The organism is Streptomyces sp. NPDC051310 (assembly GCF_044455245.1).
In the GTDB taxonomy this organism is placed as follows: domain Bacteria; phylum Actinomycetota; class Actinomycetes; order Streptomycetales; family Streptomycetaceae; genus Streptomyces.
Genome location: NZ_JBITEO010000009.1, coordinates 152,639 through 174,751 on the forward strand (window position 1 = coordinate 152,639; position 22,113 = coordinate 174,751).

The 22,113-nt window shown below is 74.7% G+C and carries 17 protein-coding genes and 2 pseudogenes; 4 read left to right on the forward strand and 15 right to left on the reverse strand.

The window, feature by feature from the left end; genetic code table 11:
* Positions 1–8: 8 nt before the first annotated feature.
* Positions 9–470, forward strand: coding sequence for a MaoC family dehydratase (locus ACIA79_RS15590; protein ID WP_399428774.1), 462 nt, complete (start codon positions 9–11; stop codon positions 468–470).
* Positions 471–516: 46 nt separating this feature from the next.
* Here the strand turns inward: ACIA79_RS15590 and ACIA79_RS15595 are convergent, their stop codons facing one another.
* The 3 genes from ACIA79_RS15595 to ACIA79_RS15605 all read right to left on the reverse strand — a co-directional run bounded on the left by ACIA79_RS15595 (position 517) and on the right by ACIA79_RS15605 (position 2,746).
* Positions 517–1,143: a TetR/AcrR family transcriptional regulator gene (locus tag ACIA79_RS15595; protein WP_399428775.1), complete on the reverse strand. Its 627-nt coding sequence runs from the start codon at positions 1,141–1,143 to the stop codon at positions 517–519.
* Between the two features lie 71 nt (positions 1,144–1,214).
* Positions 1,215–1,502, reverse strand: a complete 288-nt coding sequence (locus ACIA79_RS15600; RefSeq protein WP_399428777.1) for a YiaA/YiaB family inner membrane protein — start codon at positions 1,500–1,502, stop codon at positions 1,215–1,217.
* A 92-nt stretch (positions 1,503–1,594) separates the two neighbouring features.
* Positions 1,595–2,746 carry an acyl-CoA dehydrogenase family protein gene (locus ACIA79_RS15605; protein WP_399428778.1) on the reverse strand — a complete coding sequence of 384 codons (1,152 nt, stop codon included), beginning with the start codon at positions 2,744–2,746 and terminating at the stop codon, positions 1,595–1,597.
* A gap of 65 nt (positions 2,747–2,811) precedes the next feature.
* Here ACIA79_RS15605 and ACIA79_RS15610 point away from each other — a divergent pair, with 65 nt between their 5' ends.
* The 3 genes from ACIA79_RS15610 (at position 2,812) to ACIA79_RS15620 (ending at position 5,473) form a co-directional block, all read left to right on the forward strand.
* Complete coding sequence (locus ACIA79_RS15610) at positions 2,812–3,492, forward strand: TetR/AcrR family transcriptional regulator (RefSeq protein WP_399428779.1); 681 nt, start codon at positions 2,812–2,814, stop codon at positions 3,490–3,492.
* Positions 3,493–3,599: 107 nt separating this feature from the next.
* Positions 3,600–4,298: an ArsR/SmtB family transcription factor gene (locus ACIA79_RS15615; RefSeq protein ID WP_399428780.1), complete on the forward strand. Its 699-nt coding sequence runs from the start codon at positions 3,600–3,602 to the stop codon at positions 4,296–4,298.
* A gap of 227 nt (positions 4,299–4,525) precedes the next feature.
* Complete coding sequence (locus ACIA79_RS15620; RefSeq protein ID WP_399428781.1) at positions 4,526–5,473, forward strand: DMT family transporter; 948 nt, start codon at positions 4,526–4,528, stop codon at positions 5,471–5,473.
* Here ACIA79_RS15620 and ACIA79_RS15625 read toward each other — a convergent pair.
* The 12 genes and pseudogenes from ACIA79_RS15625 to ACIA79_RS15680 form a co-directional block, all read right to left on the reverse strand.
* Positions 5,439–6,758, reverse strand: coding sequence for an MFS transporter (locus ACIA79_RS15625; protein ID WP_399428782.1), 1,320 nt, complete (start codon positions 6,756–6,758; stop codon positions 5,439–5,441). The two genes, ACIA79_RS15620 and ACIA79_RS15625, sit on opposite strands and share 35 nt — an antisense overlap.
* A gap of 304 nt (positions 6,759–7,062) precedes the next feature.
* Positions 7,063–8,142 carry a zinc-binding dehydrogenase gene (locus ACIA79_RS15630; RefSeq protein WP_399428783.1) on the reverse strand — a complete coding sequence of 360 codons (1,080 nt, stop codon included), beginning with the start codon at positions 8,140–8,142 and terminating at the stop codon, positions 7,063–7,065.
* Positions 8,143–8,293: 151 nt separating this feature from the next.
* Positions 8,294–9,691, reverse strand: a complete 1,398-nt coding sequence (locus tag ACIA79_RS15635; protein ID WP_399428784.1) for an aldehyde dehydrogenase family protein — start codon at positions 9,689–9,691, stop codon at positions 8,294–8,296.
* Positions 9,692–9,790: 99 nt separating this feature from the next.
* On the reverse strand, positions 9,791–10,273 hold the full coding sequence (locus tag ACIA79_RS15640) for a DUF3574 domain-containing protein (protein ID WP_399428785.1): 483 nt from the start codon (positions 10,271–10,273) through the stop codon (positions 9,791–9,793).
* Between the two features lie 76 nt (positions 10,274–10,349).
* A complete protein-coding gene (locus tag ACIA79_RS15645) occupies positions 10,350–11,747 on the reverse strand; it encodes an APC family permease (RefSeq protein WP_399428786.1) in 1,398 nt (465 codons plus the stop codon).
* 631 nt (positions 11,748–12,378) lie between these two features.
* A pseudogene (locus ACIA79_RS15650) lies at positions 12,379–12,567 on the reverse strand (MFS transporter); the annotation flags it as partial.
* Between the two features lie 16 nt (positions 12,568–12,583).
* Positions 12,584–14,074, reverse strand: coding sequence for a CitMHS family transporter (locus ACIA79_RS15655; protein WP_399428787.1), 1,491 nt, complete (start codon positions 14,072–14,074; stop codon positions 12,584–12,586).
* Between the two features lie 122 nt (positions 14,075–14,196).
* Positions 14,197–16,407 (reverse strand): molybdopterin oxidoreductase family protein, encoded by a 2,211-nt coding sequence (locus ACIA79_RS15660; RefSeq protein ID WP_399428788.1) that lies wholly within the window; start codon positions 16,405–16,407, stop codon positions 14,197–14,199.
* A gap of 144 nt (positions 16,408–16,551) precedes the next feature.
* Positions 16,552–17,328 (reverse strand): TetR family transcriptional regulator, encoded by a 777-nt coding sequence (locus ACIA79_RS15665; RefSeq protein ID WP_399428886.1) that lies wholly within the window; start codon positions 17,326–17,328, stop codon positions 16,552–16,554.
* A gap of 33 nt (positions 17,329–17,361) precedes the next feature.
* Positions 17,362–18,660 (reverse strand): hypothetical protein, encoded by a 1,299-nt coding sequence (locus ACIA79_RS15670; RefSeq protein ID WP_399428887.1) that lies wholly within the window; start codon positions 18,658–18,660, stop codon positions 17,362–17,364.
* Between the two features lie 86 nt (positions 18,661–18,746).
* Positions 18,747–19,487, reverse strand: coding sequence for a hypothetical protein (locus ACIA79_RS15675; protein ID WP_399428888.1), 741 nt, complete (start codon positions 19,485–19,487; stop codon positions 18,747–18,749).
* A 423-nt stretch (positions 19,488–19,910) separates the two neighbouring features.
* Positions 19,911–21,965 (reverse strand): annotated as a pseudogene (locus tag ACIA79_RS15680) (right-handed parallel beta-helix repeat-containing protein); the annotation flags it as partial.
* Positions 21,966–22,113: the final 148 nt, after the last annotated feature.

The following is a 22,113-nucleotide window of genomic DNA, read 5'->3' on the forward strand; positions in this document are numbered from 1 at the left end:
GCTGGGACATGGCAGAGCCGAGGGTCTTCACATCCGCCGAGGAACTGCGCGCCGCGGTCGGCGAGCAGCTGGGCCACAGCGACTGGCTGGAGGTGGACCAGAAGCGGATCGACCTGTTCGCCGAAGCCACGGGCGACCACCAGTGGATCCACGTGGACCCGGAGCGGGCCGCCACGGGACCGTTCAAGGCGACCATCGCGCACGGCTACCTCACGCTGTCGCTGCTGCCCCTGTTCGTGCCGCAGATCATGAGGGTCGAGGGCATGAGGATGGGCGTGAACTACGGGACGAACAAGGTCCGGTTCCCCTCCCCCGTGCCGGTCGGCTCGCGCCTGCGCGCGACCGCGGTGCTCAAGGGGGTCGAGGACGCGGGCGGCGGCGTCCAGGTGACCGCCGTGGTGACGGTGGAGCGCGAGGGCGGCGAGAAGCCGGCGTGCGTCGCCGAGTCGGTGTCGCGCTACTACTTCTGATCCCGCCGGGGCCGCCGCGCCGGGCCCTCGCGTCCGGCGCCGGGGCTCAGACCCGGGCGCCCACCATGCGCAGCACGAGGTCGGCGTACAGCGCGCCGACCTCGTCGGGCGTCCGGCGGCCTTCGGTGTTGAACCAGCGGGCGACGTCGATGCAGAGCGAGAGCACGGCCAGCGTGGTGCCGGACACGTCCGGCACGTCGAACTCGCCCGCCGCGACGCCCTCGTTGATGATGCGCCGCACGGCCGCGTCGCTCCTGCGGCGCAGCCCGAAGATCTCCTCGCGGTGCTCCTCGCTGAGCGAGTCCAGCTCGTACTGGACGACGCGCGCGGTGGTGCGCCGCCCGGCGTGCCACCGGACGAAGGAACGCACGGCGTCGGCGAGCCGCTCGGCGGCGGTGCCGGGGCCGTTCGCCGCGGCCTCCAGTATGGCCAGGGCCTTGTCGTGGCCGATGCGGCTGATCCGGTGGAGCAGCTCTTCCTTGGTCTTGTAGTGGATGTAGAGCGCCGCGGGGCTCATCCCGGCACGGCCCGCGATGTCACGGGTCGTGGTGGCGTGGTAGCCGCGCTCGGCGAAGGCCTCGACGGCGGCGACCAGCAGGCGCCGGGCCGCGTCGGGGGTCACCTCGTCCCACGGCGTGTCCTCGCCGCCGGCCGTCTCCTCCGCCGTACTCATCGTTCGCCCCTTCCGCCGACCACAGGACGAACACCATACCCCGACGGTGAGCAAGCGCTTAGGGGCACGCCTCAGACCTTCTGGAACGGGTCGTGCTCGGCGAGGAGCTTCTCCAGCCGGGCCTGGTCGACCCGGCTGACGATCTGCCCGGCCTCCTGCCGGTCGCGGACGACCTTGGCGAGCGTGAAGGCGGAGGTCGTGAGGTACAGGACCGCGATGCCCAGGAAGGCGCGCACCCACGCGTCCGTCTCCAGGTTGAAGATGCCCAGGGCGACCGCGCCCAGCGCGATGGCGAAGGACGCGACGGCCTGGCCGTAGTAGGCGGCCGTGTTCTGCTGCTTGACCGGTGTGTCACTCATGCCGGCCAGGATGCGGCGCCTGTGGCGCGGGCCACATCCGTCCCGGTACTCAGACGCGTACTCAGAGAGGGCCCGCGGGGCCGGGAGGGGGCTCAGAACGCCGAGACGCCCGTGAGCGCGCGGCCGATGATGAGCTTCTGGATCTGGCTGGTGCCTTCGTAGAGGGTCATCACGCGCGCGTCGCGCAGCAGTTTGCCCACCGGGTACTCGTCGATGTAGCCGTACCCGCCGAAGACCTGGAGCGCGTTGTTGGCGGCGCGCACGGCGGCCTCGGAGGCGTACAGCTTCGCCGTGGAGGCGGCGGTGGCGAACTCCTGCCCGCGGTCGACGAGGTCGGCGACCCGCCACGTCAGCAGCCGCGCCGCGTCCACGTCGACGGATATGTCGCTGATCAGTTCCTGGACGAGCTGGTACGAGGCGATCGGCTTGCCGAACTGCTCGCGCTCGCCCGCGTACCGCACGGCCGCGTCCAGCGCGGCCTGGGCGATGCCGACGCACCCCGCCGCGACCGACATGCGGCCCTTGGCGAGCGCGGACATGGCGATGGAGAAGCCCTTGCCCTCCGGGCCCAGGAGCGCGGAGGCGGGCACCCGGACGTCCTCCAGGACCAGTTCGGCGGTGGCCTGGCCGCGCAGCCCGAGCTTGCCGTGGAGGGCGCGGCGCGTCAGGCCCGGGGTGCCGGCGGGCACCAGGAAGGCGGAGACCCCGCGGTGGCCCGGCGCGTCGCCGGTGCGGGCGAAGAGCAGCACCACATCGGCCCAGGTGCCGTTGGTGATGAACATCTTGGTGCCGTTGATGACGTAGTCGTCGCCGTCGCGCACCGCGCGCGTGGCGAGGTTCCCGGCGTCCGAACCGGTGCCGGGCTCGGTGAGGCCGAAGCAGCCGAGGGCGTCCCCGGCGGTGAGGCGGGGGAGCCAGTGCCGCTTCTGCTCCTCGTCGCCCCAGGCCGCGACGGTCTTGGCGACCAGGCCGAGCGAGACGGAGACGATGCCGCGCACCGAGGAGTCGCCCCGGCCGAGTTCCTCGGTGACCAGGCAGTACGCGAGGTGGTCGCCGCCGGAGCCGCCGTACTCCTCGGGGATGGTCAGGCCGAGGAAGCCGACCTCGCCGAGCTTCTTCACGATCGACCTGTCGACGCTCTCGGCGCGGTCCCAGGCGGCGGCGTGCGGGGCGATCTCGCGCCGGACGAAGTCCTCGGCGAGCTGCCGTACGGCCGTCTGCTCCTCGCTCAGCTCCAGGTTCATGGTGCGGCACCCACCCTTTAACTATCACTGCTAGTTTCTCTTCGGCAGGCCCTACTATGTGCCGCATGGCCCGACCGCGCAAGCCCCTCCTCAGCCGAGACCGCATCGTCGCCACGGCGGCGGCGCTCGTGGACGCGGAAGGGCTGGACGCGGTGTCGACGCGCCGCCTCGCCGCCGAGCTGGGGGTCAGCGGCCCTTCCCTCTACAACCACTTCCGCACCAAGGACGAGATCCTGGACGCGGTCGCCGACGCGGTCAGCGCCCAGGTCGATCTGTCGATGTTCGACGAGGGCGACGGCCGCGACTGGCGTACCGCGCTGCACGACTGGGCCCTGTCGTACCGGGCCGCGCTCACCGACCACCCGAACGTCGTCCCGGTCCTCGCCCGCGGCCCCGGCCGCCGCCCGGCGGGACTGCGCGTCGCCGACGCGGTGTTCGGCGCGATGGTCCGCGCCGGCTGGCCCCCGGCCCAGGCCACCCGCATCGGCGCGCTGATGCGCTACTTCATCACCGGCTCGGCGCTCGGCTCGTTCGCCCGCGGCTTCGTCGACGACGAGGCGGCCTACGACCCGGCCGACTACCCGCACCTGGGCCAGGCCCACCTGCTGGCCGAGCGTCAGGAAGAGGTCGACGAGGGCGCCTTCGAGACGGGGCTGCGGGCCCTCCTCGACGGACTGGCCATGCAGTACGAGTCCGGCGTACGGGGCGCATGGGCGGCGCGGCAGCCCCCGGCGGAAACCCCCTAGGGACCGCCGGCCGGGGACCCGGACGGCGTACCGGCTCCTTGAGGGCGCACCCGGCGGCGGCGACGGTTCGGCCGGTGCCGAACAGCGGGTGCGCCATGCTGGGGGGCATGGCTCCCCGAGACCTCGCCGCGCTGGCCGCGCTGTTCGCCGACGAAACCCGTGCCGCCTTCTGCCTGGCGCTGCTCGACGGGCGGGCCTGGACGGCGGGCGAACTCGCCCGGCACGCGGGCGTGGCGGCGTCCACGGCGAGCGAGCACCTGGGGCGGCTCGTCGCGGGCGGGGTGCTGGCGGAGGAGCGGCAGGGGCGCCACCGGTACGTGCGGCTGGCCGACGAGCGGGTCGCGCACCTCGTGGAGGACCTGGCCGCCCACGCCGCCCCGGGACGGGCCGGCGAGCCGCCGCGGTCGCTGCGGGCGGCGAGCGCGGGCAGCGCCATGGCGCGCGGGCGCACCTGCTACGACCACCTCGCCGGGAGGCTCGGGATCGCCGTCACGGACGCGATGACCGCCCGCGGACTGCTGCGGCAGGACACCGGGTTCGCGCTCACGGACGACGGCGTGCGCTGGTTCGGCGCGCTGGGCATCGAACTGGCGCGGGCGGGACGGCGGCCGATGGCCCGCGGCTGCCTGGACTGGACCGAGCGGAAGCCGCACCTCGCCGGGGTCGCGGGGGCCGCCCTGTGCCGGCACACGCTGGCCGAGGGCTGGTGCGTACGCATCGGCTCGCAGCGCGCCGTGAAGGTGACGGCGGACGGCGAACGGGCGCTGCACGCGCTGCTCGGCATCGAGCCCGCGACGGTGCGGTGATCGCCGGCTGTCGTGCCCGCGCACGATCGTGCGGTGAGCCGACCGGGCCGTCGCACCCGCACATGACGTTGCGGTGAGCCGACCGGGCCGTCGCACCCGCACATGACGTTGCGGTGAGCCGACCGGGCCGTCGCACCCGCCCGTGACCGTGCGGTGAACGCCGGGCCGTCGCGCCCCCGCATGACGTTGCGGTGAGCGCCGAACCGTCCCGCCCGTACGGTCGGCGCATGACCTCTTCCCGCCCCCGGTTCCTCCCCCTCGCCGCGGCCGCCGTCTCCGTCGTGCTGTGGGCCTCCGCCTTCGTGGCGATCCGCAGCGCCGGCACCGCCTACTCCCCCGGCCCGCTGGCCCTCGGCCGGCTGCTGGCCGGCTCCCTCGCCCTGGGCTGCGTCCTGCTGCTGCGCCGCGAGGGGCTGCCGCCGCGGGCTGCCTGGCCCGGGATCGCGGTGTCCGGGCTGCTCTGGTTCGGCGTCTACATGGTGGTGCTCAACTGGGGCGAGCAGGAGGTCGACGCGGGTACCGCCGCGATGATCGTGAACGTCGGGCCCGTCCTGGTCGCCCTGCTCGGCGCCCGGGTGCTGGGCGAGGCGCTGCCGCCGCGCCTGCTGGCGGGTATGGCGGTGTCGTTCGCGGGCGCGGTCGCGGTGGGCGCGTCCCTGTCGAGCGCGGACGGCGAGGGCCGCACCTCGGTGCTGGGGGTGCTGCTGTGCCTCCTGGCGGCGGCCGGGTACGCCGCGGGGGTCGTGGGCCAGAAGCCCGCGCTCGCGCACGCGAGCGCGCTCCAGGTGACGGCGTTCGGATGCCTGGCCGGCACGGTGCTGTGCCTGCCGTTCGCCGGGCAACTGGCGCACGAGGCGGCCCGCGCACCGCTGGCGGCGACGCTCACCATGGTGTACCTCGGCGTCTTCCCGACGGCGCTGGCGTTCACGACGTGGGCGTACGCCCTGGCCCGTACGACGGCGGGGCGGATGGGGGCCACCACGTACGCGGTGCCCGCGCTGGTGGTGCTGATGTCGTGGCTGTTCCTGGGCGAGCTGCCGGGCCTGCCGACCCTGGCCGGCGGTGCCCTGTGCCTGGCCGGAGTGGCGGTGTCGCGCTCCCGGCCGCCGGTGCGGAGCGGGGCCGGGAGCGCGGACGCCGTCAGCGGGAGGCCGCCCGCGAAGCGAGGATCCTGATGGAGACCAGCGCGACGGCGGCGAGGACGATGATGTAGGCGGAGACGGCCATCGACGTACCGGTGGCCTCCAGGAGCAGCACCATCACGAAGGGCGCCAGGCCGCCGCCCAGCACCGCGGCGATCTGGTAGCCGAGCGAGGCTCCGGTGTAGCGCATCTCCGCCGTGAACAGTTCGGCGAACAGCGCCGCCTGCGGCCCGTACATGATGCTGAGGAAGCAGCTCGTGACGAACGTGCCGACGGCGAGCCACAGCAGCGAGGCGGTGTCGATGAGCAGGAACATCGGCACCGCCCACACGAGCAGTCCGACCGCGCCCAGCGCGTAGATGCGCAGGCGTCCGATGCGGTCGGACAGGGCCGCCGCGGCCGGTATCAGCACGAGCTGGGTGAGGCTGACGCACAGGGACACGGTCAGGACCGCGCTGCGCTTCATGTCCAGCTCCCGGGTGGCGTAGTCCAGCACGCCGGTGATGATGATGTAGAACGTCGCGGTGTTGACGGCGAACGAGCCGCCCGCCAGCAGCACGGTGCCCAGGTGGTGGCGGAGGATCGTCCGCAGCGGGGAGCGGGACTCGCTCTTCTCCTGCTCCGCCAGGGCCCGTTCCGCCTCGCGGAAGGCGGGGGTCTCCTCCACGCGGGTGTGGATGTACCACGCGAGGCCGAGGACCAGGAAGCCGACGAGGAACGGCACCCGCCAGCCCCACGCGGCGAACGCGGCGTCGCTGGTGAACGCACCGGCCAGCAGGAAGACCGTGTTGGCGGTGACCACGCCGATCGGCACGCCGAGCTGGACGAGGCTGCCGTACAGGCCGCGCTTGCCCTCGGGGGCGTACTCCGTGGCCATCAGCATGGCCCCGCCCCACTGGGCGCCGACGGCGACGCCCTGCAGGACGCGCAGGAGGACGAGCAGCAGCGGGGCGGCGATGCCGATCGTGTCGTACGTGGGGAGCAGGCCGATGCCGACGGTGGCGATGCCCATGAGGGTCAGCGCCAGGACCAGCATGGGCTTGCGGCCGCGCCGGTCGCCGAGCTGGCCGGCGATGACGCCGCCCACGGGGCGGGCGAGGAAGCCGACGGCGAAGGTGGCGAAGGCGGCGAGGACCCCGGCCGACGCGCTGCCGGCCGGGAAGTAGAGGTCGCCGAGCACGAGGGCGGCGGCGATGCCGAAGACGAAGTAGTCGTACCACTCGACGGCCGAGGCGAGCGCGGCGGCGGTCGCCACTTTCCGCCGGCGGCGGTCGGTGGGCGCGGAGGAGGCGGGAGCGGAAGAGGGTGCCGTGTCCATGCGGTGCACGCTCCGAAGGGTGCGGGGACGAGCGGGGGGACGGAGAACGGGGGGCGGCGCCTTGATGGACGGGGACCGTACCGACCGGCTGGTATGTCGGTCAACGGTTCGGACGGACACGTTTCCGCGTCGGCTCGGCACCCCACCGCGGCACACCGTCGCTCCCGCCGGCACCCCGCCCGGTACGGGCCCCGGAGCCGGAGGCGGCCCGGTCCACGGCCCCGGACCCGGCGGCTGCCCGGTGTGCGGGCAGCACGAAGACCCCGACCGCTGGGGACGGCCGGGGTGTGCGGGGTCACGGGGGCTAGAAGACGACCAGGGCGCGGCCGCCCTTGCCCGCGATCATGTTCTCGAAGGCGCCGGGGATGCCGTCCAGCGCGATCCGCTCGGTCACCAGGGCTCCGAGGTCCAGGCGGCCGGCCCTGATGTGTTCGGCGAGGACGGGCAGGTCCTCGGCGGGGCGGGAATTGCCGTAGACGCAGCCGGAGAGGGTGCGGCCCCAGTGGAAGATCTCCAGGGCGTTGAAGGTGACCCGCTGGTCCTTGCCGCCGATGCCGACGACGGTGGTGCGGCCGCCCCGCCGGGTGGAGTCCCAGGCGGCACGGATGGTGGCGGCGCGGCCGACGCACTCGACCGCCACGTCGGCGCCGTGCCCCCCGGTGAGCCGGCGGATCTCCTTGGCGGTGGTGTCGGACGCGACGACGTACTCGGTGGCGCCGGCCCGGCGGGCCAGCTCCTCCTTCGCGGGCGACACGTCGACGGCGATCACGGGCCCGGCGCCCGCGATCCGGGCGGCCTGGAGGGTGGCCAGTCCCACCCCGCCGACGCCGAACACGACGACCGACTCGCCCGCCCGGACCCGGGCGGAGTGGTGGACGGCGCCCCAGCCGGTGAGGACGGCGCAGCCGAGCAGCGCGGCGTCGGTGAGCGGGACGCCGTCCGGCGCGGGCAGTACGCAGTTGGCCGCGACGACGGTCTCCTCGGCGAACGCGGCGACGTTGAGGCCGGGGTGGAGCCGGGTGCCGTCCTCGGTGACGGCGTGTACGTCGCCCGCGCCGGTGAGGGCGTCGGCGCACAGCCAGACCTCGCCGAGCGAGCAGGGGTGGCAGGAGCCGCAGGACGGCGCCCAGTTGAGGACGACGCCGTCTCCGGCGGCGACATGCGTCACGCCCTCGCCGACGGCGACGACGGTGCCGGCGCCCTCATGGCCGAGGACGGCGGGCACGGGCACCCTCATGGTGCCGTTGGCCAGGGACAGGTCGGAGTGGCAGACACCGGCTGCGGCGAGGCGGACCCTCACCTGGCCGGGGCCGGGCTCGGGCAGTTCTATGCCGGTGATCTCCAGCGGAGCACCTACGGCGGGCAGGACGGCGGCGCGGACCACGATCGGATTCCTTCTCGGCTCGGGACGACGGGCTCGGGACGACGGGCTCGGGACGGCGGCGGCTGGGGCGGGCTCGGGACGGCTGTCGGCTTGAGCGCGCTCTGGACGGCGGACGCGGATCCGCCGGCCGGGGCGGCCGGCGGGGGGCCGCTCAGAACTGGAGGGACTTCGTCTGGAGGTACTCGACGAGGCCGTGCGCCCCGAGCTCGCGCCCGACGCCCGACTGCTTGTAACCGCCGAACGGCGCCCGCGGGTTGAACCGGCCGCCGTTGATGTCGACCTGGCCCGTCTCCATGCGCCGCGCGAAGGCGACGGCCTCCGCTTCGTCGCCGGCCCACACCGCCCCGGCCAGGCCGTACACCGTGCCGTTGGCGATCCGCAGGGCGTCGTCCTCGTCCTCGTACCGCAGGATCGACACGACGGGGCCGAAAATCTCCTCCTGGGCGATGGTCATCTCCGGGGTGACGTCCGCGAAGACGGTCGGCCGGACGTAGAACCCCTTGTCGAGCGGTACGTCCGGGCCGCCGGCGACGATCCGCGCGCCTTCGGCGACGCCCTGCTCGATGTAGCCGCGCACGCGCTCCTGCTGCCTGGCGTTGACGAGCGGGCCGACGCGCTCGCCGGGGACGTACTTCTCGACGGCCTGGGCCGCGAGGGCGACGGCCTCGTCGTAGCGGTCGCGGTGGACCAGCATCCGGGTCCAGGCGCTGCACGTCTGGCCGGAGTTGGACATGACGTTGGCGATGCCGACGTTCACGGCCTTGGCGAGGTCGGCGCTCGGCAGGATGACGTTGGCGGACTTGCCGCCGAGCTCCAGCGCGACCCGCTTGACCGCGGCGCCGGCGATGGCGCCGATCTTCCGGCCGACGGCCGTCGAGCCGGTGAAGGACACGAGGTCCACGCCGTCGTGCTCGGCGAGCGCCTGGCCCGCCACCGGGCCGAGACCCGTCACCAGATTGAACACCCCGGCGGGCAGCCCGGCGTCGTGCGCGGCCTCGGCGAACAGCTGCGCGGTCAGCGGGGTGTCCTCGGCGGGCTTGAGGACGACCGTGCAGCCGGCCGCCAGCGCGGGCGCCACCTTGGCGACGATCTGGTGCAGCGGGTAGTTCCAGGGGGTGATGGCGCCGACGACACCGACCGGTTCGAGCAGCACGGTGGAGTTGCCGACCTTCTCCTCGAAGGCGTACGAGGCGGCCAGGTCGGCGTACGTGCCGGCGACCGCGACGGGCAGGCCCACGTGCACGTTCTGCGCCAGCGCCGGCGGGGCGCCGAGCTCCGCCGTGACCGTCGCGGCGATCTCGTCCTTGCGTGCCGCGAGTGCGTCGCGCAGGGCGGCGAGCCGGGCCGCGCGCTGGGCGGGGGCCGTGGCGGCCCAGGCCGGGAAGGCCGCGCGGGCGGCCCGTACGGCGGCGTCCACGTCCTCGGCCGAACCTGCCGGGACGCGGGCGATGACCTGTTCGTCCGCCGGGTTCACCACCTCGATGGTGCCGGCGTCGCCGACGGCGGGCACCCATGCGCCGCCGATGTACATGCCGTCGTGCGCCTTCATCCGCTTCTCTCCTTCGGGCCTGGCTCCACGGTCGTCCACAGCCCAAACTAGCGGCGATAGTTTTCCTTCACCAGAGGCTATGGGGCCGACCGCATCACATCAGAAGTCGGCCAGGGTCCGCTCGTCCAGCCGCAGCACGGACTCCTGGCCGAAGGCGCGCTCGTAGGCGTCCCTGATCCGCTCGATGTGCGGGTCGCGGGCCTTCGCCTCGGCGGCGGGGTAGAGCAGGACCAGCTCGTAGGAGCGCTCCCGCTCGATCCTGCCGCTCGCGTCGCGCCACTGCCCGCGCCCGTCCTGGACGGTGAGGCCCTCGGGGAAGCGCGGGGTGACCTCGCGGTCGATGAAGGCCGTGAACTGCTGGTCGGTGACGTCCGGGCCGCCGTCGGGGCGTTCGGTCCCGAAGAACAGGCGCGTCTCGACGTAGGAGCTGCCGCGGGCGGGAATCGCCGGGGCGGCGGGCGCGGAGGCCCGGTCGCCGGCGCCGAGGCCGGCGTAGGCGGCCGGGGCCCCCACGGCGACGAGCGCGACGGCCGCGCTGACGGCGAGGCGGGTGCGGGCGCGGGAGGTGGCGAGGATCTGCATGGCGATCACTCTGGCACCGGGAATCCGCCCGCGTCAGCTCCGCGCGGGGCCTTGCCGGTTACGGGCACGGACGGGCTCACCGCTCGGTGCCGGGGTGGGGGCCGGGGGCGGTAGGGGCGGGTTCCACGGCGAACCGGGTGTACACCTCGGGCCGGCCGCGGCGCAGCCGGAGGGCGAGCAGCACGCCGAGGAGGAACACTCCGGGCACGACGGCGACCAGGACGGTGTTCACGGCGGCCGAGGCACCGGTGAAGGCGTCGATCCTCGACACGACGAGCCCGGTCGCGGCGGTGAGGAGCACGGCCGCCGTCACGGGCGCGACGAGCGTGCGCACCACTCCCTCGGTGTGCGGCACGCGCCGGAAGTAGCAGGGGACGGCGATCGAGGCGAGCAGCTGGAGCACCATCACCCCGATGCCGCCCGGGGTGTTCACCCACAGCAGGAGCTGGGTGTACGGGTCGGCCCCGGCGAGCGCGAACGCGAGCACCACGACCAGGCCCAGGGCCGTCTGGGCGGCTCCGGCGACGTACGGGGAGCCGTACCGCGGGTGCACTGCGGCGAGGCGGGCGGGCAGGACGCCCTCCTCGGCGAGGGCGAGGCAGTAGCGGTTGACCGCGTTGTGGAAGGCCAGCAGCGAGGCGATGACGCTCGTGACGATGAAGACGTGCATCAGGTGGGCCGCCCAGGCGCCCACGTACGTCGTGATGGCGGAGAAGAACAGTCCGCCGGGGTCGTCCGCCGCGGCCGCGACGACCCGGGCGTCGCCGAAGGCCTGGATCACGGCCCAGACGACGAACGCGTAGAACACGGCGAGGAAGCAGACGGCGATGCAGGTGGCGCGCGGGATGGTGCGCTCGGGGTCACGGGCCTCGCGCCGGTAGATCACCGTGGACTCGAAGCCGGTGAACGCGATGAACGCGAAGGCCAGGACGGCCGCGGTGCCGGGGACGAGCACGTTGCCGGGGGCGAGTGAGGCCGCGGACAGCCCGTCGGCCCCGCCCCGGAGGAGCACGCCGCCCGCGAGGAGGACGAGGATGCCCGTCTCGGCGACGAGGAGGACGCCGAGTACCTTGGCGCCGAAGTCGATGGAGCGGTGGCCGCCGTACCAGACGAGGAGCAGGCCGGCGAGCGCGAGGGGCGGCCAGGGCACGTCGACGCCCCACAGGGCGAGCGCGGCGTCGGCGCCGGCGGAGCCGAGCAGCCCGTACAGGCCGATGCCCATGCCGTTGTAGGCGACCACGGCGAGGAGGGCGGCGCCGATGCCGGCGGGTGTGCCGAGGCCCTGGGCGATGTAGGCGTAGAAGGCACCGCCGCCGCGCACGTGGCGGCTCATGGTGGTGAACCCGACCGCGAAGACGGTGAGGGTGATGCCGGCGAGGAGGTAGGCGGCGGGGGCGCCGATGCCGCCCAGGACGATGGCGATGGGCGCGACGCCCGCCATGACGGTGAGCGGGGCGGCGGCGGAGACGACCAAGAACGCGATGTCGGCGGTACCGAGGGTGCCGGCGCGTAGCCGGCCCGGCGCCGGCGGCGGGGCTGTCCCCGGGGACGCCCCGGAGGCCGCGGACCTGGGTGCGGGTGGGGTCTTGCGCGTACGGGACGCGGGGCCGCGAGCAGGCGGGGACGACGGCCCGGGCGAAGAACTGACGGCTTTGTGTTCCGGCAAGGCAGCCTCCTGAGGTGCGTCCGGGACGACCCGGCGACTGGAGCCTGCGCCATGGGACGGCCGCGCACACCACTGCCGGGCGGCGTACACGGCACCACGGCGGCGCCGGAACCGGTCGGCGACCGGGACGGCGGGAGCCGGCCGTCGTCAGCTGGTCGCCGCCCCGGGGGCGGCCCTCGCCCCAGGGGTGCAGGGCGTTGCACCGGCGGTCCGTCTCCACGACGGAGTCGCCCCCGGCGTCGGGCGTGCCGCGGATCGCGGGACCCGGCGGGCGGAACGGGCCACGCCGACCGGGAGCACCGCCGGGCGGGGCGGGACGGGCCGCGCCGACCGGGAGCACCGCCCGGCGGCGCTCAGGCGCCCGGGGCCCGGCGCCCGCCGTCAGGCCCGCTGGCGCGCCCTGCGGCGCGCCGCCGGGTCGGGGGCCGTGCCCGGGCCGGGCCGCCGCTCCCCTGCCCGTACGCCCCAGCGGTACGGCGGCGAACAGCGGCAGCAGCGCGTACACGCCCGCGATGACGCCGATCGCCCGTTCGTCGGCTCCCAGGGACAGGGCCCGGTACGAGACGGCGGGCCGCGCCATCGACACCGCCCCCTGCGCGGAGCCGAAGGCGATGACGAGGCGCAGCAGTCAGCCCCTGCCCATGTCAGATGATCCCGAGGAGTATCCCGGCGCCGAGCACCACGAGCGAGGTGAGCGCGGCCCACTTCACGGTGAAGCGGGTGTGGTCGCCGAACTCGACCTTCGCCATGCCGACGAGGACGTACACGGCCGGCACCAGCGGGCTGGACATGTGCAGCGCCTGGCCGACCAGCGAGGCGCGGGCGATCTCCAGCGGGGACACGCCGTGCGCGGCTCCGGCCTCGGCGAGGACCGGCAGGACGCCGAAGTAGAAGCCGTCGTTGGACATGAAGTAGGTCAGCGGCAGGCTCAGCAGGCCGGTGACGAGCGCCATGTGCGGGCCCATGGCCTCGGGGACGGCCCCCACGAGCCAGTCGGCCATGTGCTTGACCATGCCGGTGCCGGTCAGCACTCCGGTGAAGACGGCGGCGGCGAAGACCATGCCGGAGACGTTGAGGACGTTGTCGGCGTGGGCGGCGATACGGGCCTTCTGGTCCGGCATGTGCGGGAAGTTGACCGTCAGGGCGAGGGCCGCGCCGATCAGGAAGAGCACCGGGATGGGCAGCAGCTCCATGATCATGGCGGCGAGGAGGGTGACCGTGAGGGCCGCGTTGAACCAGTACAGCCGGGGGCGCAGGGTCGGCCGGTGCGGGTCGAGCCCCTGGAAGCCGTCGCCGGTCTCCGGGCCGTCGCCGCTCTCCGCGCCGTGGTCCGTCCGGGGACCGCCGCCGGTCTCCGGGCCGCCGGGGGCGCCGCCCGTGCCGGTCTCGGGGCCCGTGCCGGTACCGGTACCGGTGACTGCGCCCGAGGCCGCGGCGCCGGGCCGGCCGGCGGCGCCCGGCGCGCCCGCCGTGACGAGCACGGCCTCGGAGCGCGGCTCCAGGGCCTCGTCCAGGGTGAGGTGGCCGAGCCGCTTGCGCTCGCGCCGGCCGAGCACGTACGCGAGCGCGAGGACGAAGAGGAGACCGGCACCGAGGGCGGGGATCATCGGGACGAAGATGTCCCCCGCGTCCAGCTTCAGCGCGGTGGCGGCGCGGGCGGTGGGGCCGCCCCAGGGAAGGGTGTTCATGACGCCGTTGGCGGTGGCGGCGACGCCCGTCATCACCACCAGGCTCATCTTCAGGCGCTTGTAGAGCGGGTACATCGCCGAGACGGTGATCATGAAGGTGGTGGAGCCGTCGCCGTCGAGCGACACGATCGCGGCGAGCACGGCCGTACCGACCACGACCCGCATCGGGTCGGCCTTGCAGAAGCGCAGGATGCCCCGGACGATCGGGTCGAACAGCCCGACGTCGATCATCACGCCGAAGTAGACGATGGCGAACATCAGCATCGCGGCGGTGGGCGCGAGGTTGCCGACGCCTTCGATGACGTAGTCGCCGAGCCGTGCGCCGTGTCCGACGGCGACGCAGAAGAGGGCGGGGATGAGGACGAGCGCCGCGATCGGCGACATCTTCTTCATCATGATCAGGACCAGGAAGGTCGCGATCATGGCGAAGCCGAGGATTGTCAGCATGGAGGACACCTAACGTTCACCCTTGAACTCCACCGGGGGAGCGGCGGCCCGGATGACGTTAGGTGCCTCGTTCAGCCGTCAGCAAGATGTCAGCGCGTGAGCAATACGAGCAAAACCCCAGGTCATGGGCGGGTCGCCGGGACGGGTGACACGTCGACGGGGAAGCCGTTGAGCACGGCGGTGCCCGACAGCGGATCGAGCCGGGACCCGTCGAGGAGCTGGTTGACGTTGACGCCGGGCCGTCCCGCGGCGACCGCCATGCGCGTACCGGGCCGGTCGTGCCCCCAGCCGTGCGGGAGGCTGACCACTCCCCTGCGCACCGCGTCGGTGACCTCCACCGGGACCTCCAGCTCCCCGCCGTCGGCCTTGATCCGGGCCGGGGCGCCGTCGGCCAGCCCGAGCCGGGCGGCGTCCTCGGGGTGGACCTGGAGGGTGCAGGTGTTGGTACCGCCGCCCAGCGCGCGGATGTTGTGCATCCAGCTGTTGTTGGACCGCAGATGGCGGCGGCCCACCAGGACGAGGCCGTCGGTGCCGGCGTCGTCCAGCGCGCGGCGCAGCCGGGGCAGGTCGGCGGCGACCGGTTCCGGAAGGAGTTCGATGCGCCCGCTGCGGGTCTTGAGCACCTGCGGGAGGCGGGGTTGCAGCGGGCCGAGGTCGATGCCGTGGGGGTGCTCCAGGAGCCGGTCGAGGGTCAGGCCGTACGGGCCGAGGCGCAGCATCAGGTCCAGGCGGCGCTCCGGGCCGCTGCGTCCGCCGAGCCCGGCCGCGTACTGCTCGGGGTCCTGGCCGTACGCGGGCGAGTGGGGCTCGGTGACGGCCTTGGCCAGGGTGCGTCCGATGACCATGGCGTCGACGGTGTCCGGGTCCGCGCCGTGCATACCGGTGGCGGCCAGGATCAGCCGGGCGTGGATCTCGCACTCGTCCATGCGCCCGGGTTCGAGGGGGACGGCCGCGGGCGTGTAGCGCACCTGGTTGCGGACGGCGAAGCCGTTGAACGCGAAGTCGAAGTGGGCGCTTTGGGAGGGCGGCGGCGGGGGCAGGACCACGTCCGCGTGGCGGGAGGTCTCGTTGAGGTACGGGTCGACGCTCACCATGAAGTCGAGCCCGGCCAGCGCCCGGTCGAGGCGGTCGCCGTCCGGCGCGGAGAGGACCGGGTTGGCGGCGATGGCGACGAGCGCGCGGATGCGGCCGTCGCCGGGGGTCTCGATCTCCTCGGCGAGCGCGGCCAGGGGCAGTTCGCCCTTGGCCTCGGGGTGTCCGGAGACCCGGCTGGCCCAGCGGCCCAGCGCGAAGCCCTTGCCGGGGCCGGCGGGTCGCGGTGCGAGGGCGGTGGCGGACAGCGGGAAGAGCGCGCCACCGGGCCGGTCGAGGTTCCCGGTGAGGATGTTGAGGACGTCGACGAGCCAGTTGGTGAGGGTGCCGTGGGCGACCGTGCTGCCGCCGATGCGCCCGTACACGGCGGCCGAGGGCGCCGCGGCCAGTTCGCGCGCGAGGGTGCGGATGGTGCCGGCGTCCACGTCGCAGGCGTCGGCGACGGCCTCGGGGGTGAACTCCCGCAGCGCCTCCTCGGCCTCCGCGAGGCCCTCGACCTGTTCGGCGAGCGCCCCGAGACCGGTGAGGCCCTCGGCGAGGATCGTGGTGGCGAGGGCGGCCAGCAGCAGCGCGTCCGTACCCGGGCGGATGGCCACGTGCCGGTCGGCGAGGCGGGCCGTGCGGGTGCGGCGCGGGTCGACGACGGTAAGGGTGCCGCCGCGTTTACGCAATTCCTTGAGCCTGCCGGGGAAGTCGGGGGCGGTGCACAGACTGCCGTTGGACTCCAGGGGGTTGGCGCCGATCATCAGCAGGTGGGCCGTGCGGTCCAGGTCGGGGACCGGGATGGCGAACGCGTCCCCGAAGAGCAGCCCGCTGGAGACGTGCTTGGGCATCTGGTCGAGCGTGGAGGCGGTGAAGAGGTTGCGGGTGCGCAGGGCGCCGAGCAGCACGGGCGGGTAGAGGGCGCCGGCCATGGTGTGCACGTTGGGGTTGCCGAGAACGACGCCGAGGGCGTTCGGGCCGTACTGCTCGACGAGCGGCGGCAGGCGGCGGGCGATGGTGTCGAACGCCTCGTCCCAGGTCGCTTCCCGCAGCTCGCCGTCCGTGCGGACGAGGGGGGTGCGCAGCCGGTCGGGATCGGCGTCGACCTCGCCGAACGCGGCTCCCTTGGGGCAGATGAACCCCTGGCTGAACACGTCGTCCCGGTCGCCGCGGGCTCCGGTGACGCGGGTGCCGTCGAGGGTGAGGGTCAGCCCGCAGGTGGCTTCGCAGAGCGGGCAGATGCGCAGGGCGGTGGGCATGGGGCCTCCCGGGACGGCGGCAGCGGCGGTGGCGCACGGATACCGGGAGCATACCGACCGGTAGGCATGCTGGCGATGCCGTGCGCGGGGTGCGGTGATACGGGGGCGCGGTGGCGCCGGCGGGCGGGGGCGGGCCGGCGGGCGTCAGGCGAGGACGGGCGCGAGGTAGGCGTGGAGCAGGGCCCGGGTCTCGGCGACCAGCGCGGGGTCGCCCGAGGGGTGCGTGCGGAAGGCGAGCTGGAGGAGCGCGTCGGTCGCCTCGACGCCGACGAGCACCTTGCGGCGGAGCGCCGTGTCGGGGGTGCGCCCGAGGTGCGTGGCGAGCAGGTCGCAGAGCCGGTCGGCGACACGGTGGTTGGGGTGCTGCTCGCCGGTGTGACCGTGGTGCGCCCCGGTGGGCCCGGCGGCTCGGGCGGCCTCCGCGGCCGGGGAGGCACCGCGGCCGCCGGGGGCGTCGGCACCGGCAGGGCCCTCGACACCCGCAGGGCCGTCGGGTGCCTCGGCGGCGTCCGGATCCCGGGGCTCCCGCGGGCTTCCCACGGGCGCCGGGACGCCGAAGTCGACCAGCCCGAAGCCCGGGACGGTCCGTTTCATGGCGAGGTACTCGTCGAGCACGGCGTCGATGGCCGCGTACGCGCCCGGGCGGGGCAGCGCGGCGAGGCGGGCGGCGACGCGCTCGGCGTAACGGTCCAGGTTGCGGTGGGCGAGCGCGGCGGCCATCGCGCGCTTGTTGGAGAAGAAGCGGTAGACGGACCCGATCGGGACGCCGGCGCGGACGGCGACGGCCCGGGTGCTCAGGCCTTCGTAACCGGTCTCGTCGAGGAGTTCGGCGCACGCGTCGAGGATCCGGGCCAGGCGCTCGGCGCTGCGCTGCTGCACGGGGGTGCGGCGGAGGGAGCTGGGCTGGGGCACGGGCTCCATCATGCCCCGTGGGGCCCCGGCCCGGGACGGACGTCACGCGACGAGCAGGCCGATGCCGCCGAGGGTGTACGCGATCATCAGCGCGAGCAGCGGGAGCTGCCCCATGACGGCGCGGTGCGGCGGGAAGAGGCGGACGGCGCGGTCGTGCGCGGCGACGACGCCGAGGACGTGGCCGGTGACGACAGCGCCGATCTGCAGCGCGGCTATCCCGCCGGGGCCCAGGGGTGGAGCGGCCGGAGGTGGATGGTCGTAGCCGAGCGCCATGCTGACGGTGCGCGGCCCTTCGGTGACGAGGAGTGTGGCGTAGTGGGCGACGAGATAGCCGAGCGCGATGGGGAGGAGGGAGTGGGCGAAGGCGCCCAGCGGGTGGGCGAGCGGCCCGGAGAGGAGCCGTACGGCGCCGGCGCAGAGGCAGTAGAGCGTGGCGACGAGGGCGACGGCCGCGCACAGTCCGAGGGTGGCTGTGGCGGTGCGGCCGAGGGGTGAGGTCTGGAGCGTGGTGATCCAGGCGGGGGTGTCGCGGATGCCGTCGTAGGTGGTGGAACCGAGCAGGACGCAGACGGTGGCGACGAGGCCGGGGGCGGGCGGGGTGGAGTCGAGGCCGTGGAGGGGGTGGCGCAGGACGAGCAGGCCGTCGGCGCGGCGGCCGAACGGCGAGAGCCGGGCCAGAAGGGTGGAGTACGCCTCGAAGGGGTCGGCGTGCGTGAACCAGCGCTCGCCGTAGCGGGCGGCGCAGGCGAGGTGGACGACGGCGTGGACGGCCAGGAAGGCGAGGAGGGAGGCGCGGGACGCCGGGTGCGGGGAGGCCAGCTCCAGCCAGGTGAAGGCGAGCAGGCCGGTGGCGGCGGGCCACATGCCGAGGCGGGGCGGCAGCGGGCGGACGGCCCGCCGGCGGGGAAGGAGCGCGTGCAGGGTGCGCAGGGGGTTGAGGAGGCGCCAGACCGGTCCGAGGAGGAGGGAGGCGGGGACGAGACCGACCCAGAACAGGACGTGGACGGCGCCGGCGGCGGGGTTGCGGGCAGGGTCGTCGGGCCCGAGGAGGAGGTGGAGGACCACGAACAGGCAGGCCGCCGCCCCCAGTCCGCGCAGGGCGGCGCGCACGGGCCGTGCGTCGGCGGCGCGTTGCACCGGGGCGGGAAGCGCACGGCCCGAGCGGTCGCCGCGGAAGCGGGACACCGACCACAGCAGGCCCAGCGCGAGGAAGGAGACGAACAACGCGGCGAACGCACCGGCGAAGGCGTAGAACGGCGGGACCGGCAGGTCGTGCGCGGATCCCACCCCGTGGGCCAGCGGCAGGTCGTGCCCCTGTCCCGCCCCGTGGGCCGGCGGCAGGTCGTGCGCGGATCCCACCCCGTGGGCCGGCGCCAGGTCGTGCCCCTGTCCCGCCCCGTGGGCCGGCCGCAGCGGCGCCAACGGCGTCACCGTACGGCGAGTTGCACGAGGACCAGGCCGGACGCGTGGGTCTCGACCTCGAACAGCCCGGCGCGGTCCGCCGTGAGCGTGAGCGTGGTGGGCCGGCCGGCGCGCAGCGGCGCCTCCTTGTCGTAGCCGTGGACGTGGAGGGTGTCGTCGCGGTCGCTGGTGACGGTGAGGGCGAGGCGCTCCCCCCGCTCCACCTCGACCCGGCGCGTCGGCGGCTGCACGGCGCCTGCGGTGACGGTGATGTCCAGCGTCCGGTCGGCAGGGGCTTCGCCCGCGGGCCCGAGCACGGCCGTGGCCTCGACGGGTTTGCCGTGCACGGCCCAGGCGGTGTGGTCGTCGGCGTGCAGGCGGGCGGTGAGGGTGCGGGCGCCCGCCGGCAGCGCGCTGCTCGGCAGGTGGTGCCAGGGGCCGTAGACCCGGGCCACCGGCCGGCCGTCGAGGAGGAGGCGGGCGTGGCCGCGGCCGGGCAGCGCGGCGCCGCCGGCGCTCTGCGGCGTGAAGCGGAAGTCCCGTACGTCGAGGTGGACGTTCCAGCCGTCCTCGGAGTCGGGCCGGGCGGTGAGCCGTATCGCGGGCGCGCCCTCCGGCGGCACCTGCCGCAGCCGGTGCCCGGTCCCGTCCTCCGCGTCCAGCAGCGTTCCCGTGGAGCCGGTCGCCTCCTGGTGGCTCGTGCCGGGCTTGTGGTGCGTGGTGGCGGGGCCGCCGCACCCGGCGACCACGGCCATGGCCACCGCCATGGCCACGGCGGAGGCGACCACCGGCGAGGCGGCCGGCGACCAGGGCCGCCTGCCGGCGCTCCGGGCCGGGCGCCCGGGCCCCCGGTGGGCCCGGCCCGCCGGCGGCGGCGACCCGTTCGGGCCGCGCGGCCCGCCCGGGTCCCGGTCCGGCGCCGCACCGCGGGCAGGTTCCCGGTCCGGGGCCGGCGCCACGCCGCGGGCGGGGTGAGGGTCTCCGTCCGGAGCCGCCGCCCCGGGGACGCGATCCCGGTCTCCCTCCGGACCCGCCGCCGCGCCGGGGGCAAGCTCCCGGTCCGGACCCGCCGCCGCGCCGCCGGTGTGCGCGCCTCCGTCGGGAGCCACCGCCGCCCTGGGGGAAACCTCCCGACCCGCCGCCCCGGGGGCAGCATCCCGCTCTCCCCCCGGACCCCCCGCCGCCCCCGCAGCGGGGTCCCGGTCCGGAACCCCGCCGGGGCGCTCGACCGCCTCGCCGCGCCCCGGTCCCGGGGCCGACGCGGCGACCGCCCCGAGCACCCACACCACCGCGAGCAGGGTGCGCAGCCAGGCCGGGCTCACCGGGGTCCAGGGGATCATGAGGACTGCCTTGTCGAAGGCGTCGAGGAGCGTGAGGACGCCCAGCGCCACGGTCGTTCCGCCCAGGCCGCGGCGGCCGGCGCGCCGCAGTGCGAGGCCCAGCCCGGTCCACCCCGCGCCGAGGAGCACCAGCGCGAGGGCCGGGACGTACCCGGCGGTGAGGCCCGTCGTCGAGCCGGCGACGTCCAGCGCGAGCCCCGCCGCACCCGCCGCCGCGGCCGCCCCGGCGAGCCGGCCGGGGCGCAGCCGGCGCCACCACAGGACGCCCCCCACGAGGCCGAGGACGGCGGCGGCGCCGAGGGCGAGCTGGGTCTCGACACGGGCGATGCCGCGGGCGCCGTACCAGTCGCAGCCGGCCGGCAGCCGCCGCGCCTGGACGTCGTAGTCGGCGCAGACGAGGAGCTGGACGAGCTTGACGGGCTCCCCGACGAGCCGGTGGGACCCGCCGGAGACCTCGCCGCGCCGGGCTCCGCAGGTGGGCAGGGTGCGGGGCGTCGAGGAACCGGTGCCCGGCTGCCAGCAGTTGCCGGTGCCCTGCCCGTCCCACCACACGTCGGTGCGGTTCGGCCGCGGGTTGCCGGCCTTGTCGACGCCGAGCCGGTTGCCCGCGTACCGGTTGCGGTGCGAGGTGTCGGCCTGTTTCGACCAGGCGCCCTCGCCCCGGACGAAGGCCGGGACGGCGCTCAGGTAGAAGGCCGTGCGCCGGTGGCCGTGGATCCAGTTGTCCTCGTACAGGTTCCAGTTGCCGCCGGCGGTGATGATGCCGGAGCCGGGCGGCATGGAGATCTGCGGGCAGACGACGCCCTGTTCGTAGCCCCGTTCGGCGGGCGGCCGGGCGCAGGTGCCGTCGGCGACGTACCGGTAGTAGTCCTGGTTGTTGTCGTGGATGTCGTTGCGTGCGAAGCGGGCGTGGTTCTGCGGAAGTCCGGGATGCCCGGGGAAGGCGCTGTCCATCGAGGCGCCGCCCATGTTGTGGTCGAACTCGTTGTCGTGGACGTACACGGAGTCCCCGGCCGTGCCCGAGTAGCCGACCATGTTGTGGTGGCTCCGGCAGCCCGTGATCTCGATCGAGTAGCGGGGGACGTCGTAGCCGCGGCCGTCGTTGATGTCCGACGCGCTGCCCGGGTAGATGCCGGAGTCGCCGTTGCCGTACGACTCGCAGTTCTTGTACAGGCCGTGGTCGCTGGCGAAGGTGAGGAAGCCGTACTCGTCGTTCCACCGGGTCAGCACGTCGTCGATGACGAAGCCGTCGGCGGCGAGGACGTACAGGGAGTTGAAGGTGGTGCGCTGGGCGGTGAAGTTGCGGAAGTAGACACCGTCGGAGCCGTCGGCCCGGACCGCGTTGAGCTTGCGGTACTTCGCGTCGATGACGACGTCGGTGCGGTCCGCTCCGGTGCCCTCGATCTGGAGGTCCTTCTTGCCGAGGATCGCGACGAGGTTCTGATTGTGGGGGCACTGCCGCTGCTGGGCGTAGGACAGCACCTGGTAGCCGAACGACGACCGCGGGGCGTCCAGCGCGGCGCACGCCCCGGCGGGCGGCGGCAGGGAGGGCTCCTCCTCGTACAGCCCGGGCAGGATCGCGATGGTCATGCCGGGGCGGTCGACGGCGTCGACGGCCTGCTGCACGTGCCGGTACCCCTCGCGGAGGCAGCGGGCGAAGAGCCGTGCGTTGCGTTCCCGGAGCGGGGCCGGGAAGCGGGCGGTGCGGCGGGCGAAGCCGGCCCGGTCGGTCTTGCACACCAGCAGGTCGGGCTCCCCGGTGCGCAGCACGGGCACGCTGCCCGAGCCGTCGGGGAAGGCGACGGGGCGCTCCTCGTGGGCCCGGGCGGCGGGAGCGCCCGCCAGGACCAGGAGCGTGGCGGAGACGACGGCGAGGAGCCTGGCTGTCCACGGCGAGCGGGCCATGCCGGTGAGAGTAGAGCTTTGTTCATCTTTGGGAACCCCTCGTGCACGGGTTTCGTCCCAGCCCCACCCGAGCCGCGCCCCGCGCCGTTGACGTGGGCGCCACGGAATCCTACGGTTTTACATAGGATTCCTTCTGAGCAGGAAGCGG